14 protein-coding genes are annotated in these 15,827 nt (G+C 69.3%); all 14 read left to right on the forward strand.

Going from position 1 to position 15,827, the window contains the following annotated elements; translation table 11 throughout:
* Window positions 1-93: 93 nt before the first annotated feature.
* The 14 genes from glf (at window position 94) to HZZ10_RS13085 (ending at window position 15,796) form a co-directional block, all read left to right on the forward strand.
* A complete protein-coding gene (gene glf / locus HZZ10_RS13025) occupies window positions 94-1,281 on the forward strand; it encodes a UDP-galactopyranose mutase (RefSeq protein WP_179913829.1) in 1,188 nt (395 codons plus the stop codon).
* Window positions 1,278-2,147, forward strand: a complete 870-nt coding sequence (locus tag HZZ10_RS13030) for an ABC transporter permease (protein WP_179913830.1) — start codon at window positions 1,278-1,280, stop codon at window positions 2,145-2,147. The genes glf and HZZ10_RS13030 overlap by 4 nt, the downstream gene beginning before the upstream one ends.
* A 5-nt stretch (window positions 2,148-2,152) precedes the next feature.
* Window positions 2,153-2,923, forward strand: coding sequence for an ABC transporter ATP-binding protein (locus tag HZZ10_RS13035; RefSeq protein ID WP_228087555.1), 771 nt, complete (start codon window positions 2,153-2,155; stop codon window positions 2,921-2,923).
* A gap of 35 nt (window positions 2,924-2,958) precedes the next feature.
* Entirely contained in the window at window positions 2,959-4,611 is a 1,653-nt protein-coding gene (locus HZZ10_RS13040; RefSeq protein ID WP_179913831.1) for a glycosyltransferase, read from the forward strand.
* Window positions 4,611-5,507, forward strand: a complete 897-nt coding sequence (locus HZZ10_RS13045) for a glycosyltransferase family 2 protein (protein ID WP_179913832.1) — start codon at window positions 4,611-4,613, stop codon at window positions 5,505-5,507. The genes HZZ10_RS13040 and HZZ10_RS13045 overlap by 1 nt, the downstream gene beginning before the upstream one ends.
* A gap of 40 nt (window positions 5,508-5,547) precedes the next feature.
* Window positions 5,548-7,524 (forward strand): DUF6541 family protein, encoded by a 1,977-nt coding sequence (locus HZZ10_RS13050; RefSeq protein ID WP_179913833.1) that lies wholly within the window; start codon window positions 5,548-5,550, stop codon window positions 7,522-7,524.
* The gene (locus HZZ10_RS13055; protein ID WP_179913834.1) at window positions 7,525-9,693 is read left to right on the forward strand and encodes an acyltransferase family protein; all 2,169 of its coding nucleotides are present in this window, start codon (window positions 7,525-7,527) and stop codon (window positions 9,691-9,693) included.
* A gap of 94 nt (window positions 9,694-9,787) precedes the next feature.
* On the forward strand, window positions 9,788-10,897 hold the full coding sequence (locus HZZ10_RS13060) for an acyltransferase family protein (protein ID WP_179913835.1): 1,110 nt from the start codon (window positions 9,788-9,790) through the stop codon (window positions 10,895-10,897).
* Window positions 10,898-11,067: 170 nt separating this feature from the next.
* Window positions 11,068-11,196, forward strand: coding sequence for a hypothetical protein (locus tag HZZ10_RS19575; RefSeq protein WP_257152706.1), 129 nt, complete (start codon window positions 11,068-11,070; stop codon window positions 11,194-11,196).
* The gene (locus HZZ10_RS13065; RefSeq protein WP_179913836.1) at window positions 11,193-12,476 is read left to right on the forward strand and encodes a hypothetical protein; all 1,284 of its coding nucleotides are present in this window, start codon (window positions 11,193-11,195) and stop codon (window positions 12,474-12,476) included. Before HZZ10_RS19575 ends, HZZ10_RS13065 begins: the two co-directional genes overlap by 4 nt.
* 5 nt (window positions 12,477-12,481) lie before the next feature.
* Window positions 12,482-13,219: a glycosyltransferase family 2 protein gene (locus tag HZZ10_RS13070; RefSeq protein ID WP_179913837.1), complete on the forward strand. Its 738-nt coding sequence runs from the start codon at window positions 12,482-12,484 to the stop codon at window positions 13,217-13,219.
* Window positions 13,219-13,626 carry a DUF2304 domain-containing protein gene (locus HZZ10_RS13075; protein WP_179913838.1) on the forward strand — a complete coding sequence of 136 codons (408 nt, stop codon included), beginning with the start codon at window positions 13,219-13,221 and terminating at the stop codon, window positions 13,624-13,626. Before HZZ10_RS13070 ends, HZZ10_RS13075 begins: the two co-directional genes overlap by 1 nt.
* Before the next feature lie 96 nt (window positions 13,627-13,722).
* Window positions 13,723-14,715: a glycosyltransferase family 2 protein gene (locus tag HZZ10_RS13080; RefSeq protein WP_179913839.1), complete on the forward strand. Its 993-nt coding sequence runs from the start codon at window positions 13,723-13,725 to the stop codon at window positions 14,713-14,715.
* 61 nt (window positions 14,716-14,776) lie between these two features.
* Window positions 14,777-15,796, forward strand: a complete 1,020-nt coding sequence (locus tag HZZ10_RS13085; protein ID WP_308507576.1) for a glycosyltransferase family 2 protein — start codon at window positions 14,777-14,779, stop codon at window positions 15,794-15,796.
* The last annotated feature ends 31 nt before the right edge of the window (window positions 15,797-15,827 follow it).

Raw genomic sequence — 15,827 nt, forward strand, 5'->3', positions numbered from 1 at the left:
GGTGGGAGGGAGCCAAGATCACGGCGGAGATCGTCGGTACCTGGTGCCCGAGCCGGTAGCCTAGGCGGGCTAGCTACTATCAGAGGAGTGTGCGTGGACGCGGACCTTGTCATCGTAGGGTCGGGATTCTTCGGTCTGACCGTCGCCGAGCGGATCGCCGAGGAGTACGGCCGCAAGGTGCTCGTCGTCGACCGCCGTCACCACGTGGGCGGCAACGCCTACTCGGAGAACGAGGCCCAGACCGGGATCGAGGTGCACCGCTACGGAGCGCACCTCTTCCACACCTCGAACGAGCGCGTGTGGGAGTACGTGAACAGGTTCACCTCCTTCACGGACTACGTGCACCGTGTGTACACCACGCACAAGGGCGAGGTGTACCCGATGCCGATCAACCTCGGCACGGTGAACCAGTTCTTCCGCTCCTCGCACGGTCCGCAGGCCGCCCGCGACCTGCTCCTCGAGCAGGCCGCCGAGCTCGGCGGCAAGACGCCGGAGAACCTCGACGAGCAGGGCATCTCCCTCATCGGGCGCCCGCTGTACGAGGCCTTCATCCGCGAGTACACCGCGAAGCAGTGGCAGACGGACCCCAAGGACCTGCCGGCGAGCATCATCTCGCGCCTGCCTGTGCGCTACACGTACGACAACCGCTACTTCTCGGACACCCACGAAGGGTTGCCGACCGACGGGTACACCCGCTGGATCGAGCGCATGGCCGACCACAAGAACATCGAGGTCCGCCTGGACGTCGACTTCTTCGACGAGTCGCAGCCTGTCAACAAGAAGAACGTCGTCGGCAACGTCCCCGTGGTCTACACGGGTCCTGTCGACCGCTACTTCGACTACGCCGAGGGCGACCTCTCCTGGCGCACCCTCGACTTCGAGGAGGAGGTGCTCCAGACCGGTGACTTCCAGGGGACCTCGGTGATGAACTACGCGGACGCCGACGTGCCGTACACGCGCATCCATGAGTTCCGCCACTTCCACCCCGAGCGGGACTACCCGAAGGACAAGACCGTGATCATGCGCGAGTTCTCGCGCTTCGCGGAGAAGACCGACGAGCCGTACTACCCGATCAACACTGCGGCCGACCGTGAGCGCCTCCTGGCCTACCGCGACCTCGCCGCGGCGGAGAAGGACGTCCTCTTCGGTGGACGCCTGGGCACGTACAAGTACCTCGACATGCACATGGCGATCGGCTCGGCGCTCTCGATGGTCGACAACAAGCTCGCACCTCACTTCGCCCGGGGCACGAGCCTCGAGAGCGGGGGAGTGGACGCGTGACCACGGTCTCCGCCGGGGACGACGTCTTCGTCCGTCCAGGACGTGGCGCGGGCCTGGTCGACGTGTTCCGACGTCGGTACCTGGTCAAGCTGCTCGTCCGCAAAGAGCTGAGGGTCCGCTACCGCGGTTCAGTCCTCGGTCTGCTCTGGTCGTACGTGAAGCCGGCCGTGCAGTTCTTGGTGTTCTACTTCGCAGTCGGCGTCTTCTTGAAGATGAACGACTCGGTCGAGAACTTCTCGGTCTACCTGTTCTCGGGGATCGTCGCGGTCAACTTCTTCTCGGAGGCCTTCGGCAACGCCACGCGGTCGATCGTCGGCAACTCGGCGCTCGTCAAGAAGATCTACCTGCCGCGCGAGCTGTTCCCCGTCTCGTCGCTGTGGGTCGCCATGGTGCACTTCTTCCCGCAGCTGCTCGTCCTCCTGGTCGGCGCGGCGATCGTCGGGTGGCGGCCGACGCCGATGCAGCTGGCCGGGGCCGTGCTCGGCATGGTCATCATCATGGTCTTCGCGCTCGGGCTCGGGCTCCTGTTCGGTGCGGTCAACGTGCTGTTCCGCGACGCGGAGAACATCGTCGACCTGATCCTCATGGTCGTGACGTGGCTCTCGCCGGTCCTCTACCAGTGGACCAACGTCACCGACGCGCTCGGCGACGGTCTTGCCTGGCGCATCTACCAGGCGAACCCGATGACAGCAGCGGTCAACCTCTTCCACTGGGGATTCTGGTACGGGACCACGGACGGGACCGCGCCCCTGCCGCCGGACCTCCTGGTCATGGGGCTCGTGTCCCTCGGTATCGCCGTCGCCTTCCTCGTCGTCGGGCAGGTCGTGTTCAGGCGCCTCGACGGTCGATTCGCACAGGAGCTGTGAGCAGCATGAACATGACCTCGCCGACGGCCACCCAGACGCAGACCGACCTCCCGAGGATCGTCGTCTCCGAGCTCGGCAAGACCTTCGTCCTCAATCACACGCACACGCTCAAGGACCGCATCGTCAAGATGTTCCGCAGGTCCGCGACGCCGAGCAAGAACGTCTTCACCGCGCTCAAGGACGTCGGCTTCGAGGTCCGTGACGGAGAGGCCGTGGCGCTCCTCGGGCTCAACGGGTCTGGCAAGAGCACGCTCCTCAAGCTCATCTCCGGGGTCATGGCTCCCGACCAGGGCGAGATCTTGGTCCGGGGTAAGATCGCTGGTCTCATCGAGGTGGGTGCGGGGTTCCACCCCGACCTCACCGGTCGAGAGAACGTGTTCCTCAACGCGGCGATCCTCGGGATGTCCGAGGAGCAGACCAAGGCCAAGTTCGACGAGATCGTGGAGTTCAGCGAGATCGCCGACTTCATCGACACCGAGGTGAAGTTCTACTCCTCAGGGATGTTCCTGCGGCTCGCCTTCGCGGTCGCTGTCCACACGGACCCGGACATCTTCCTCGTGGACGAGATCCTCGCGGTCGGGGACGAGCCGTTCCAGAAGAAGTGCCTGGCCCGCATCCGCGAGCTCAAGGCGTCGGGCAAGGCGCTCGTGATCGTCAGCCACGATCTCGACATGGTGTCCAAGCTCTGCGACCGCGCGATCCTGCTGCGGCACGGCGTCGTGGTGAGCGACGGCCCGTCGGCCGAGGCCGTCGCAGCCCTGCGGGGCGAGAACTGATGACAGAGAACGACGACGCACGGGGGACGACACCTATGGACACCACGCACGAGACGGTCGCAGCGATCGAGGAGGCCCTCGGCGTGAGTGGCGTCAGCCTGAGCCTGACCGACCACGGACGTGACGTCGTGGGCCGCCTCGGTGCGACGTGGTTCGTCGCTGCGGTCCGGAGCCTGGCTCTGGCGCACCCGGGGTCTCCCCTGGAGCTGGTCCTCGAGGCCGTCTCGATCGAGCCGTTCCCGCGCCCGGTGCCGATCCACCCGAGCAGCGCAGGTGGGATGTACGGAGAGGGCCGGGCCATCGGCCGCATCTCGGTGCCAGCCGCGGGCGGAGGATCCGCCCCGGTCGTGTCACGGGTGCTGATCGTGCCCTCGGCCCAGATGCTCGAGCACGGCGGTGGTTTCGAGTTCATCGCGCCGACGTCGCTCAAGCGCAGGGTGGCGGGCCGTGTCTACAAAGAGCTGTACAGGCGAGCCCCGTTGTCGCTCGACCGCTGGCGGCAGCAGCGCAACTCGCAGGTGATCGGTCACCGCGCGAGCATGGCTCCGATCTCGCCGGCGCTGACCAGCGTCGTGCCCGAGCGTCACCGATCCCAGGACGGACGACCGGTCGCCTGGCTCGCCCTGCACTGGCTCGAGACCGGTGGTGCCGAGTCGTGGGCCTTCGACGCGGCCCGGCTGGCCCGCGAAGCCGGGTACGAGGTGGTCATGACGGCTGACGTGCCCGCCCCGCAGCGTGAGGTCGAACGAGCCCTCGCCGTCGCCGACCACGTCTACCTGCCCGCGAACGCCCTGGCCGAAGAAGACTGGGGACAGTTCCTCGAGAACCTCGTCGTCGCCCACGACATCAGCCTCGTGCACATCCACCACTCCGCCCGGGCCTACGGGTTCCTGCCGGAGCTCCGCCACCGCCGGCCGTCGACCGTCGTGATCGACAGCACGCACATCGTCGAGCACCGGACCGGCGGGTTCGTCAAGACGAGCATCGAGTACTCACAGCACATCGACGAGCACCACGTGATCTCCCCGGAGCTGCGCGACCTGTACCTGCTCGACTCCCACGTCGAGCCGAGCAAGGTGAGGTACCACCCGCTGACGTCGCCGCGTCCCGGGACGGTGCCGACCCCGGTCGCCCGAGAGGGCCGCGCCCTGAGGATCGGGTTCCTCGGACGGCTCGCACCCCAGAAGCGCCCGTTCCTCTTCGTCGAGATGGCGCGGCGCCTCCACGCACGACACCCCGACGACTTCACCTTCGTGATGCAGGGGAGCGGCGTCCTCGACGAGCTGACCTCCGGTCAGATCGCGCGGGCCGGGCTCGCCGGCGTCATCGAGCGTCGCGCCTGGGGGCCCGTCGACGACTTCTTGTCGTCGATCGACGTCCTGGTCGTCTCCTCGGACAACGAGGGCCTGACCCTCACCACCCTCGAGGCCGAGCAGTTCGGCGTGCTCGTGCTCTCGGCTGACGTCGGCAGCCAGCGCACGGTGATCGCCCCCCAGGTGTTGGTCCCCCGTGAGCCCGCCGGGTTCCTCCGCGAGTCCGTCGCGGCGCTCACGCACCTCGCCACGACTCCCGGCGCCTTCGAGACCGCAGCCCGTGTCCAGACCGAGCTGGCCACCGCGCTCAGCGCTGTCGAGTCTGCGGCGACCTACCTGACCACCACCCTTCGCACCCACAAGGAGCCCAGCTGATGCGCGCTGCAGCGGTCATCGTCACCTACAACCGCCGAGAGCTGCTCGAGCAGACCCTCGCGGGCATCGAGGCGCAGACGACGCCGCCGGCCCACGTCGTGATCATCGACAACGCCTCGACGGACGCGACCGAGGAGTACCTCGCCCAGCGCGAGTTCGCCTTCCCGACCACGGTGACGCGTCTGCCGGAGAACACCGGCGGGGCCGGTGGCTTCGCAGCGGGCACCGCAGCCGCCTACGAGCTCGGCCTCGATGCCATGTGGCTCATGGACGACGACACGGTGCCGCAGCCGGAGGCTCTCGAAGAGCTCGTCAACGGTCTCGAGCGCGCATCGGACCTCCTCGGGTACCTGCCGTCCTTCGCGTGCAGCCTCGTCCTGTGGAAGGACGGCACGCTCTGCGAGATGAACACTCCCGAGCCGACGTGGGACTTCGCACGTCCGATCGCCCTCGGGGCGGACTTCACGCTCATGAAGTCCTGCTCCTTCGTGTCGGTCCTCGTGACCCGCGAGGCCGTGCACGCCGTAGGCCTGCCGAGCGCGAACTTCTTCATCTGGTACGACGACGCCGAGTACACCCAGCGTCTGTCCAAGTACCGTCCCGGTATCTTCCTGCCGTCCTCGAAGGTCAACCACCTCCTCCCGCAGAACCGTGGCGTCAACTTCGGTGACGTCAACGACGGCAACATCTGGAAGTTCGAGTACGGCGTGCGCAACCAGATCGCCTCGGCCCGCGTCTTCCGTAGCCCCACCCTGGCTGCGTCGCTCGCCGAGAACATGGTCAAGCAGCTCACGCACTCGAAGGTGCCGTGGCGCCTGCGCATCCGTCTGGCCAAGGCCGCCGTCAAGGGCATCACGTTCCGTCCGCAGATCGAGCAGCCGAAGACGGTCCGATGACCCGGACGGGCTCGCAGCACAGCAGGGGGCAGCTCCACCGATGATCACGCACGACGTAGTCCTGGCGATCCTCGCCGCAGTCCTCATCACCTGGGTCCCCGGGACCGCGGTGCTGCTCCTCGCACGCAAGTCGATCTTCATGAGCGTCGCCGCCGCACCGGCGGTGACGCTCGGGGTCGTCTACCTCGGCACGACCCTCTGGGGTCTGCTGGGTCTCTCGTGGACGGTGTGGACCCTCGCCCTGACCACGGCGATCGTCGGCGGTGTCGTCTGGCTCGTCGCGCGGACCTGGCCGGGCCGCGGCACCGGCTTCGACCGGAGCGGTGAGCGCCTCTGGTCCAGCAAGGGGTCCGTCTTCGTCGCGGTCACCGGTGCCTCCGCGATCCTCGTCGGGTTCCTCGTCTACATCAAGGTCTCCGACTGGTTCAACATCGTCCCGCAGGACTACGACGCGGTGTTCCAGGCCAATGCGATCCGGTACATCGCCGAGACCGGGGACGGCACGCCCGAGGGCCTCGCCGAGATCAACAACTACAGCTCAGCAGCGGGTCGCGGGTACTACTACCCGTCCGCCTTCCACGCACTCGTCGCGCTCACGAGCGCCGCGGCGAAGGTCGGGACTGTCGGCGCTCTGCACGCCCAGGTCATCACCTGGTTCGTCGCGATCGTCCTCGGCCTCGCCCTGCTGATGAAGACGATGCACATCGGGGCCTTCGGCACCGGGATGGCGCTCATCGTCTCCACCTCGTTCACGAGCTACCCCTACGAGCTCCTCTGGCGTGGTCTCTACCCCTATGCGCAGTCGATCGTGCTCGTCATCCCGATCATCGTGCTCCTCGTCCACGGGGCGCGCAGACGTGGGACCGGAGACGCGCTGGTCATCGCCATAGCCTGCGGTGGCATCGTGGCAGTCCACACCTCGGGCGTCACGAGCCTCATGGTCCTCGGGGGGCCCCTCGTCGTCGCCCTCCTGGTCCAGCAGCGCGACCGCATCAAGTCCACCGTCGTGTGGCTGCTCGTCACCGCGGGGCTCACCGTCGTCCTGCTCGTGCCCGTCGTGCTCGGGCTCGTCAGTATCGCCGGCGACCTCGCCTACGACTGGCCCGCGCTCAAGACCCTGCGGGACGGCGTCGAGAGTGCCCTGCTCTTCGGCACCGGCTACCGAGACACCTATCAGCTCTCGCTGGCTGTCCTCGTGCTGCCCGGAGCCGTCCTGGCGTTCCGCCGCCGTTACTCGCCCACGTACGCCCTGGCGATCTCGATGCTCGGCGCGATGGCGCTCTACGTCTTCGCGGTGTCGATCGACTCGCCGCTCTCGCTCCTCCTCACCGGGACCTGGTGGAACGACCAGCTGCGGCTCGCGGCTCTCGCCGCGGTGCTCGCCCCGGTCTTCGTCGCGGTCCTCTTCGACACCGTCGGGGAGATCGCCGTCCGGCTCGTGCGCAGGTCGACGCGCCTGACTGCACAGCTCGAGAAGATCAGCCCGTCGCTGCGGTCCGAAGGGACTGCCGGTGTCGCAGCACTGCTCGCGGTCGCGATCTTCGCGGTCTCCATGGGCGCCGAGTACTTCGACCGCAGCTACTGGGCCGTGCACTACAGGTACACCTACGGCCCGATGGTCTCGCCGCTCAAGATCGACGGCATGCGAGAGCTCGAGGCGCGCGTCGGAGACGACCAGCGCGTCATGAACGACAACGTCGACGGTTCCGCCTGGATGTACGCCATCGCGGGCGTCCGCCCTGTCGCGGGCCACTACGCCCGCGACACGTCGTCCGAGGAGCAGATCCTCCTGCTCGACCACTTCGACGAGATCGCCGACCGCGCCGACGTCCAGGCAGCGGTCGACGACCTGGACATCAGGTTCGCAGTCGTCATGGAGGGCGTCATCGAGGGCGCCGACGGCCGCTCGACCGGGCTCGACGACCTCCAGGACCTTCCCGACGTCTTCGAGCTCGTCTACGAGAACCCCGAGGTCCGCATCTACGAGATCACACCTGAGCTGGCTGGAGCGGAGTAGATGTCAGGTCTGGCAGGAACCCCGGCGCCGTCCGCTGTCACGGCGGCCGCCGCCGGGGGAGCAGGGGGTGCACGACCACGACGACGCGCAGACATCCAGGGTCTGCGCGCCGTCGCGGTGCTGCTCGTGGTCGCCTACCACCTGAGACCGTCCTTCGTCCCGGGCGGTTTCGTGGGTGTCGACGTCTTCTTCGTGATCTCCGGCTTCCTCATCATCGGGTCCCTCGGTCGTGAGGCGTCGGAGACCGGACGGGTGCGGCTCGCGCGGTTCTACGCGCACCGTGCGCGCCGCCTGCTCCCCGCGTCGGCACTCGTCATCGTGGTGACGGTCCTCCTGTCCGTGGTGCTCCTGCCCATGACCCGGTGGTCTGAGATCAGCGGGTCAGCGCTCGCCTCGGTCTTCTCGGTCCAGAACCTCGTCCTCGCCTTCGGTTCGAGCCAGTACGAAGCCGCGTCCCAGGCCGTCTCCCCGTTCCAGCACTTCTGGTCCCTGTCGATCGAGGAGCAGTTCTACCTCGTGGTCCCGCTGCTCGTCGTCGTGACCTACGCCGTCGGGGTGGTGAGGCGACGGGCCCTTCGCAGCGTCGCCCCCCTGGTGCTCGTGCTCGGCCTCGTCGGGCTCGCGTCGTTCGCGTGGTCGCTCTGGTTCAGCGGCCGCGCAGAAGGTGCAGCGGCGTACTACTCGACGCTCACACGCGTGTGGGAGCTCGTCCTCGGCGGTCTCGTCGCCCTCCTCCTGCCCAGGCTGACCTCGGGGCGGCTCACCTGGACCACCCGGTCCGCGGTCGGCTGGATCGGCCTCGCCCTCGTCGCCGCCTCAGCCCTGCTGCTCGACGGCGTCGAGGGATTCCCGGGCGCTGTCGCCCTCGTCCCGACCGTCGGCACGGCCCTGGTGCTGCTCTCCGGGTCGGGCGAGCGTCAGGGCCGGCTGTCGGCCAACGCGCTCCTGTCCACCCGGGTCCCCGTCTACATCGGCGACATCTCGTACAGCCTCTACCTCTGGCACTGGCCCGTCATCGTGTTCTTCGCGGCCTGGACCGGATCGGTCTGGATCTCGGGAGTCCAGGGGTTGGGTCTCCTCGCCGCCTCCCTGCTGATCAGCGCCGCCTCGACCCGGTGGGTCGAGAACCGGTTCCGGCGGCCGTGGACCCTGCCCGCGAGGTCGCCGGCCGCGCGGCACGGTCGGTCGGTCCGGCCGGTGCGCGACGTCGCCTCGGTCGGGCTCGCGCTGAGCCTCGTGGTGCTCGTCGCCTCGGCCGCGACGGTGCCGGGTCTCTACGTCGAGCGGGAGCGCCGCGCTGCCGAGGCCGCGCTGGCGGACGTCGGCGTCGACCCGCTGTACCCCGGTGCCCGGGCGCTGGGAGCCGGAGGGGTCCCCCCGGCTCAGGTCGCCCCGGTGATCCCCGACCCGGTGGTGGCGACCGAGGACCTCCCCGTCGTGTACCGCGACGGGTGCAACGCGCTCGACGTGGCCGCCATCGCCGCGTCCACGACGGAGTGCCGGTACGGGTCCGCGTCCCCGACAGCACCCTCCATGGTGCTGCTCGGAGACTCCCACGCGGCCCAGTACGTCGCCCCCCTGTCCGCGATCGCGGCCAGCCAGGGCAGGTCTTTGCTCGTCCTGTTCAAGGACGGCTGCCCCTTCAGCCTCGACCTCGGGCGGTGGCCCGAGCAGTCGTGCGTCGACCACAACCGCCAGGTCCTCCAGATGCTCGCGACCGAGCGGCCCGACGTCGCCGTCGTCGCCAACCTCAGCGAGGTCGGCTACCTCGAGGCGCTCCAGTGGAGCTGGCCCGACGACGCCACCGCGGTCTCCGGCTTCCAGCAGGCGTGGACCCCGCTCGTCGACGCCGGGACCAAGGTGTTCTACGTCCGTCCGCTGCCCTTCCCGTCCTTCGACGGGCCCGGCTGCATCGCCCAGAACGGCCGCGACTCCGCGACGTGCAGCTCGGACAGGACGGCGGCGCTGCAGCAGGTCTCTCGCGGTGCGGACGCGGCCGAGCAGATCGCCGGGGTCCGGACGATCGACCTCGTCGACGACGTCTGCGCTCCGACGGCGTGCCGCGCCGTCGAGGGGAACGTCCTGGTGTTCCGCGACAACCACCTGACCGAGACCTACGCGCGAACCCTCGAGGGGACGCTCCAGGAGCAGATGGCTGAGACGGGATGACCCGGCCGACCGTCGAGGTGCAGCGGCGGTGCAGGCAGACGCGCCAGCGGGCTGTCGTTTGTGCTGCGTCCGGGTCGCACGGGACACTGGGCCGGTGAACCAGCCGAACCTGCGACCGCGCGCCGTGCTCAGCCCGCGCCAGCTCGACCCACGCCGCAACAGCCTGAACCTCTTCCGGCTGGTCCTGGCGCTCTCGGTGCTCCTGGCGCACGCCTTCACCCTCGCCGGGCGGGAAGAGCCGATCTGGCAGGGTGAGAGCATCGGCGGGTGGGCGGTCGCCGGGTTCTTCATCCTCAGCGGCTACCTCATCACCGCCAGCCGCATGCGGACCCATCTAGCCGAGTACCTCGTGCATCGCATCGCGCGGATCTTCCCCGCGTTCCTCATGAGCCTCGTGGTCGTGGTGGTCCTGTTCGCCCCGCTCGGCTACCACCACGCCAACGGGACCCTGAGCGGGTACCTGACGACCGCCAACACCCCGCTCAACCACGTCTACACGTCCATGTTCCTCCAGATGGGCGACTACTCCGTCGCGGGGACGCCGACGGGGGTGCCTTACCCCGGCGCGTGGAACGGCTCGCTGTGGTCGCTCTACTACGAGTTCCTCTGCTACCTCGCCATCGGCTTCCTCGCGCTGATCCCGGTCGTCAAGCGGTCGCCATGGCCTCTCGCCGCGGTGTTCCTGCTGAGCGTCCTGGCGCAGGCGAAGATCGGTGCCGTGGTGCGTCTGTTCGGCGGCAACGGCGACGCCGTCCTGATGGCGAAGCTGCTCCCGTACTTCCTCGGCGGATCGCTCGTCTACATGCTCCGGGACCGCATCCCCCTGCGTGCTGTCGTCGGGGTGCCTGCAGGGCTCGTCGCCTTCGGGCTGATCTCCCTCTGGCCCGCCTGGGGTGGTCAGGCTGCTGCCCCGTTCCTCGCGGTCCTCCTGCTGTGGCTCTCCATGGTGGTCCCGTCACCGAAGGTCTTGCGCGACCACGACATCTCCTACGGCGTCTACATCTACACCTTCCCGATCCAGCAGCTGCTCGCCGTGTACGGCGTCTACGAGAACTTCCTCGTCTATCTGGTCGCGACCGCAGCCGTGGTCGTCGTCCCCGCGACAGCGAGCTGGTTGCTCCTGGAACGACGCGTCATGAAGCACGTCCGTACGTACGACCACCGACGGGTCAGCGCGCTCGCGAAGGAAGAGCCTGCGATCTGAGGCGCCCGGCGACGGCACTGCCGGCGCTCGGCCCGACCGGTGCGCCGGAGGCCTGACGTAGGCTGCTTGAGCCGGTCTCCCGCAGCCGACCACACCCCGAACGCACGCACGACGACCCCTCCCTGCGCGCAACCGCAGCGGGCAGACACCAACCCAGGAGAGAAGCACTGATGACGCACGACCTCGTGGCTGCGACCGCGCCCCCGGCGCCCGCCTCCTCGACGCCCTCGGACGACACCCCGGGCCGGTCCCTCGGCGTCACGACGGTCGAGGCACGACCGGTGGGTGCAGACCTGTGAGCGTCTCGGACCCTGCCGGCGCGGGCGAGGTCGCGGCGAGCCGTGCTGGCGAGCTCGACGGTCGCGGAGCCCGCGGCGTCGCGGTCGCGGGGATCGTCGTCGCCGCGACCGGGTTCGTCGTCCAGGCGCTCGTCTCCCGGACGGCGTCAGCCGCCGACACCGCGCTGTTCCTCGTCTTCTGGTCGCTGCTCTTCGCGGTCGTCGGTATCACAGGCGGCATCCAGAACGAGAGCACCCGCGCGGTGCGAGCCTCGATGCAGGGCGACCTCCCGACGGGTGCCTCTGGTGCCAGGGTCGTCCCGGTCGGGCTCGCGGTCGGCGGGCTCATCGCAGTGGCCGTCCTCGCATCCTCCCCGCTCTGGGCCTCGAACGTCCTCCAGGAGCACACGGTGCTCGGCGTGGTCCTCGTCGCCGCGGCCGCGCTCGCCTTCTCCGGCCACGCCTCCGCGACGGGAGCTCTCGCCGGCGCCGGGTCCTGGAAGGTCTATGCGCGCGTCGTCGGCCTCGAGTCGGTCGTGCGCCTGGTGCTGGTCGTCGTCGTGGTCGTGGTGAGCGCCACGCTCGTCAACCTCATGGTGGCCTCGGCCGTCGCGACGGGAGCCTGGCTGCTGGCTCTCGCCACGAGCCGTACCACCCGCAGCACCCTCTCCATGCGGGCCGACAGGCCTGCCCGCCGGTACGTGTCGGGGCTCGGGCACGCGATCGTCGCCTCGTCCTCGACCGCCGTGCTCGTCGTCGGTTTCCCCGTGCTCATCCAGCTCACCACCCCGGACGACGTCGTGACAGCCGCCGCCCCGCTGCTCCTCGCGATCTCGCTGACCCGGGCGCCCCTGCTCCTGCCCCTCAACGCCTTCCAGGGGGTGGCGATCACCCATTTCGTGGAGCACCCGGAGCGACGCGCCCGGACGCTCACCGTGATCGTGGGCATCGTCGCGGTCGTCGGCGCCGTCGGGGCCGGGCTCGCGGCGCTGGTCGGTCCCTGGCTCATGGACGTGGTGCTCGACCAGCAGATCGGCCCGGGCATCCTGGCCGCGCTGACTGGCGCCGGTGCGCTCCTCGCGCTCCTCACGCTCACGGGGACGGCCGTCCTGGCTCTCGGCAGGCACCGCGTGTACTCGGCCGGGTGGGCCGTCGCGAGCATCCTCGCGGTCGTGCTCCTGCTCCCGCCATGGCCTCTCGAGGAGCGCGTCCTGCTGAGCCTGTGGGTCAGCCCGCTGGTCGGCGCGGCGATCCACGCCGCCGCGCTCGTGCGGTCGCGTGCGGCTCGATCGGTAGGATGACGGGCATGGTCGACTTCCTCACCGAGCGCGTGCTCGTCATCATCCCGGCATGGAACGAGGAGGAGACTCTCGGCGCCGTGCTCGACGAGGTGGCTGCCGAGCTGCCCTACGTCGACGTCCTCGTCGTCGACGACGGCTCGACCGACCGCACGTACGAGGTCGCCCGCGAGAAGGGCGTCCGCGTGCTGCAGCTCCCCGTCAACCTCGGCGTCGGCGGCGCGATGCGCGCCGGCTACAAGTTTGCCGTGCGCAACCAGTACGGCTACACGGTCCAGCTGGACGCCGACGGTCAGCACCCACCGGCCGGCGTCGTCACCATGTTCGACGCGCTGAGCTCCACCGGCAACGACGTGATGATCGGTGCCCGCTTCGCAGGGGAGGGGGAGTACGAGGCCCGCGGCCCTCGTCGTTGGGCCATGAAGGTGCTCTCCACGATCTTGTCCCGCGTGACGCGTGCCCGGCTCACCGACACCACGTCCGGGTTCAAGGCCTGCGGGCCGCGCGCCGTCGACCTGTTCTCCCGCACCTACCCGGCCGAGTACCTCGGCGACACCGTCGAGGCGCTCGTCATCGCCGCCCGCGCGGGGATGAAGGTGGGGCAGGTCGGGGTGACGATGCGCCCGCGCGCGGGTGGTCGCCCGTCCCACAGCCCCGTCAAGGCCGCAGTGTTCCTCGTCCGGGCGATGCTCGCACTGTGCATCGCCCTCACCCGACCGGGTGTCACCAAGGAGGAGAGAGTCTGATGAGCGGTTACGGATTTGTCGTCGGCCTGTCGGTCGTCGTCCTCGCCTCCCTGGTCGGGCTCATGCGCAGCCGCCGCATCCGGGAGAAGTACGCGGCCGTGTGGATCGCTCTCGGCCTCGGCATCATCGTCGTGTGCGTCTGGCCGAACCTGGCCGTCTCGCTCGCCAGGCTCGTCGGCGTCGAGACGCCGTCGAACCTCGTCTTCGCCGTCGCCCTCGTGATCCTGCTGGGGGTGTGCATCCAGCTGAGCGTCGCCCTCTCCGCGCAGGAGGAGCAGTCCCGCACCCTCGCCGAGGAGATCGCGCTGATCCGCTGCACCCTGGACGAGGCAGGGATCGCGGACAAGACCTCTCACCCCACGCCAGTCCCCGACGACGGCGGCCCCGAGGTCCCGCGCGCCGACTGACCGGACCGGTCGCGCCCCCACAGGACCGCGACCCACCGTGACCGCCCAGGGTGCACCGTGCTGCACCGCCCGCAGGACCCAGGAAGGTGCGTCGTCGTGCCCACAGTCTCCGTCGTCATGGCGGTCTACAACGCCCAGGACACGATCGTCCGCGCCGTGCGCAGCGTGCTCGACCAGACCCACACCGACCTCGAGCTGCTGCTCGTCGACGATGCGTCGACCGACGCCTCTGTCGAGACCGTCCGGGCGCACCTCGCCGAGCGGGGAGGTGATGGGCGGGTCCGCTACCTCACGCACCCCACGAACCGCAGGGCCGCCGCTGCGCGGAACACCGGCGTGGCTGCCGCGACAGGGGAGTTCGTGGCCTTCGTAGACTCCGACGACGAGATGCTCCCGGGCTACCTCGAGACCCTGGTGGGAGCGCTCGACGACGACGTAGACGTCGTGGTCGGGAACGTCGTGTACGTCCGCCCGGACGGGTCGCGCCGTGAGCGCCACCCGGCGGTGACGGGCGACTTCGCAGGGAGTCGCGCGGCCGAGCTGGGGCTCTACGACAAGATCACGCCGTTCACCTGCGACAAGCTGCTCAGACGCAGCCTCTACGACGGCGTGACATACCCCGAGGGCATCATCAACGAGGACTTCCTCACCAATCCCGTGCTCGCGTCGCGTGCGCGGACGGTGCGGGTCGTCGACGCGCCGGTGTACTTGTACCGCGTGCGCGCAGACTCCGTCACCTGGGGCTCGATCCCGCCCGTGAGCGAGCTCGACACCGCCGAGCAGTACCTGCGGGACGCGTTGCTCTCCGGTCCGGGTTCGACCGATGGCCTGCGCGCCGCGGTCGACCACGCGATGGTCTTCCTGACGCTCACCTCCGCGCAGCGCGCGCTCCTGAAGGAGCCCGCGACCGTCCGAGACACGCAGGTGGTCCGCGACTGCAGACGCCGCATCCGGTGGAGCACGCTCGTACGCCTGGCTCGTCGCGCTCCAGCGACGGTCGCCGGCGCCGTGCTGCTCAAGACCACGCCCCCCGCCTACGCCTGGCTCTACAGGCGCCATGTGCGCGCCAGCTACGGACAGGACGCCTGACACCGTGCCTGCACAGCCCGAACAGCCCGAACAGCCCGTCCCCGGCACTGAAGGAGTCCGCGTGCCCGCACAGGACGTATCTGTGATCATGCTCGCCTACGGCGTGGAGGAGTACCTCTCGGATGCGGTCGCCGCCGTCCTCGCCTCCGAGGGCATCGACGTCCAGCTGGTGCTCGTCGACAACGGCTGCACCTCTGACGCCGTCGCGACGCTGCCCGACGACCCACGCGTGCAGGTGCTGCGCCCGGCGGAGAACCTCGGGTTCGCCGGCGGCGTGAACCTCGGAGCGCTCGAGGCGACCTCGACGCACCTCGCCTTCGTCAACAGCGACGCCATCGTGGCGCCCGACGCACTGCGGATCCTCGTCGACGAGGTCGACGTGCCCGGCCGTGGCATCGTCAGCGCGTGCGTGCGCCTCGCCGACAGGCCCGACCTCGTCAACAGCGTGGGGAACCCCATCCACGTCCTCGGGCTCAGCTGGGCTGGGGGCATGGAGGAGCCAGTCGCGGCGCACCAAGAACCACGGGAGATCGCCTCGGCGACCGGGGCGTGCCTCGTCGTCACCGCGGAGCTGTGGCGCTCCCTCGGGGGGTTCCCCGACAAGTTCTTCGCCTACGTCGAGGACCTCGAGGTCAGCTGGCGGGTGTGGCAGCGCGGGCTCTCCGTGCACTACGTGCCGGCCGCGGTCGCAGACCACCACTACGAGTTCAGCCGTTCGCCGCTCAAGATGTACCTGGTGGAGCGCAACCGTCTGCTGTTCGTCCTCACGGGGTACGGCGCGCGTCTCCTGGCACTCCTCGCGCTGCCGCTGCTGGCCTTCGAGGTGGCGATCTTCCTCATCGCCCTCAAGGAGGGCTGGTGGAGGCAGAAGGTCAAGGGGTGGAGCTGGATCCTGCGCAACACCGGGTGGGTCCGGCAACGCCGTCGGCTCGTGCAGTCCACGCGGACCGTCGCGGACAAGGACCTGGTGAGCAGGCTGACCGACACCTTCGACCCCGCGCAGTTCCCGCTGCCGGCTGGCGGAGGAATCGTCCAGGGCGTGCTGAAGGGCTACTGGAGGCTCGTCCGACGCCTGGTCTGATCGGTCCGGGAGTCCGGGAGTCCGGGAGTCC

This window comes from Sanguibacter inulinus, assembly GCF_013415325.1.
GTDB lineage: Bacteria > Actinomycetota > Actinomycetes > Actinomycetales > Cellulomonadaceae > Sanguibacter > Sanguibacter inulinus.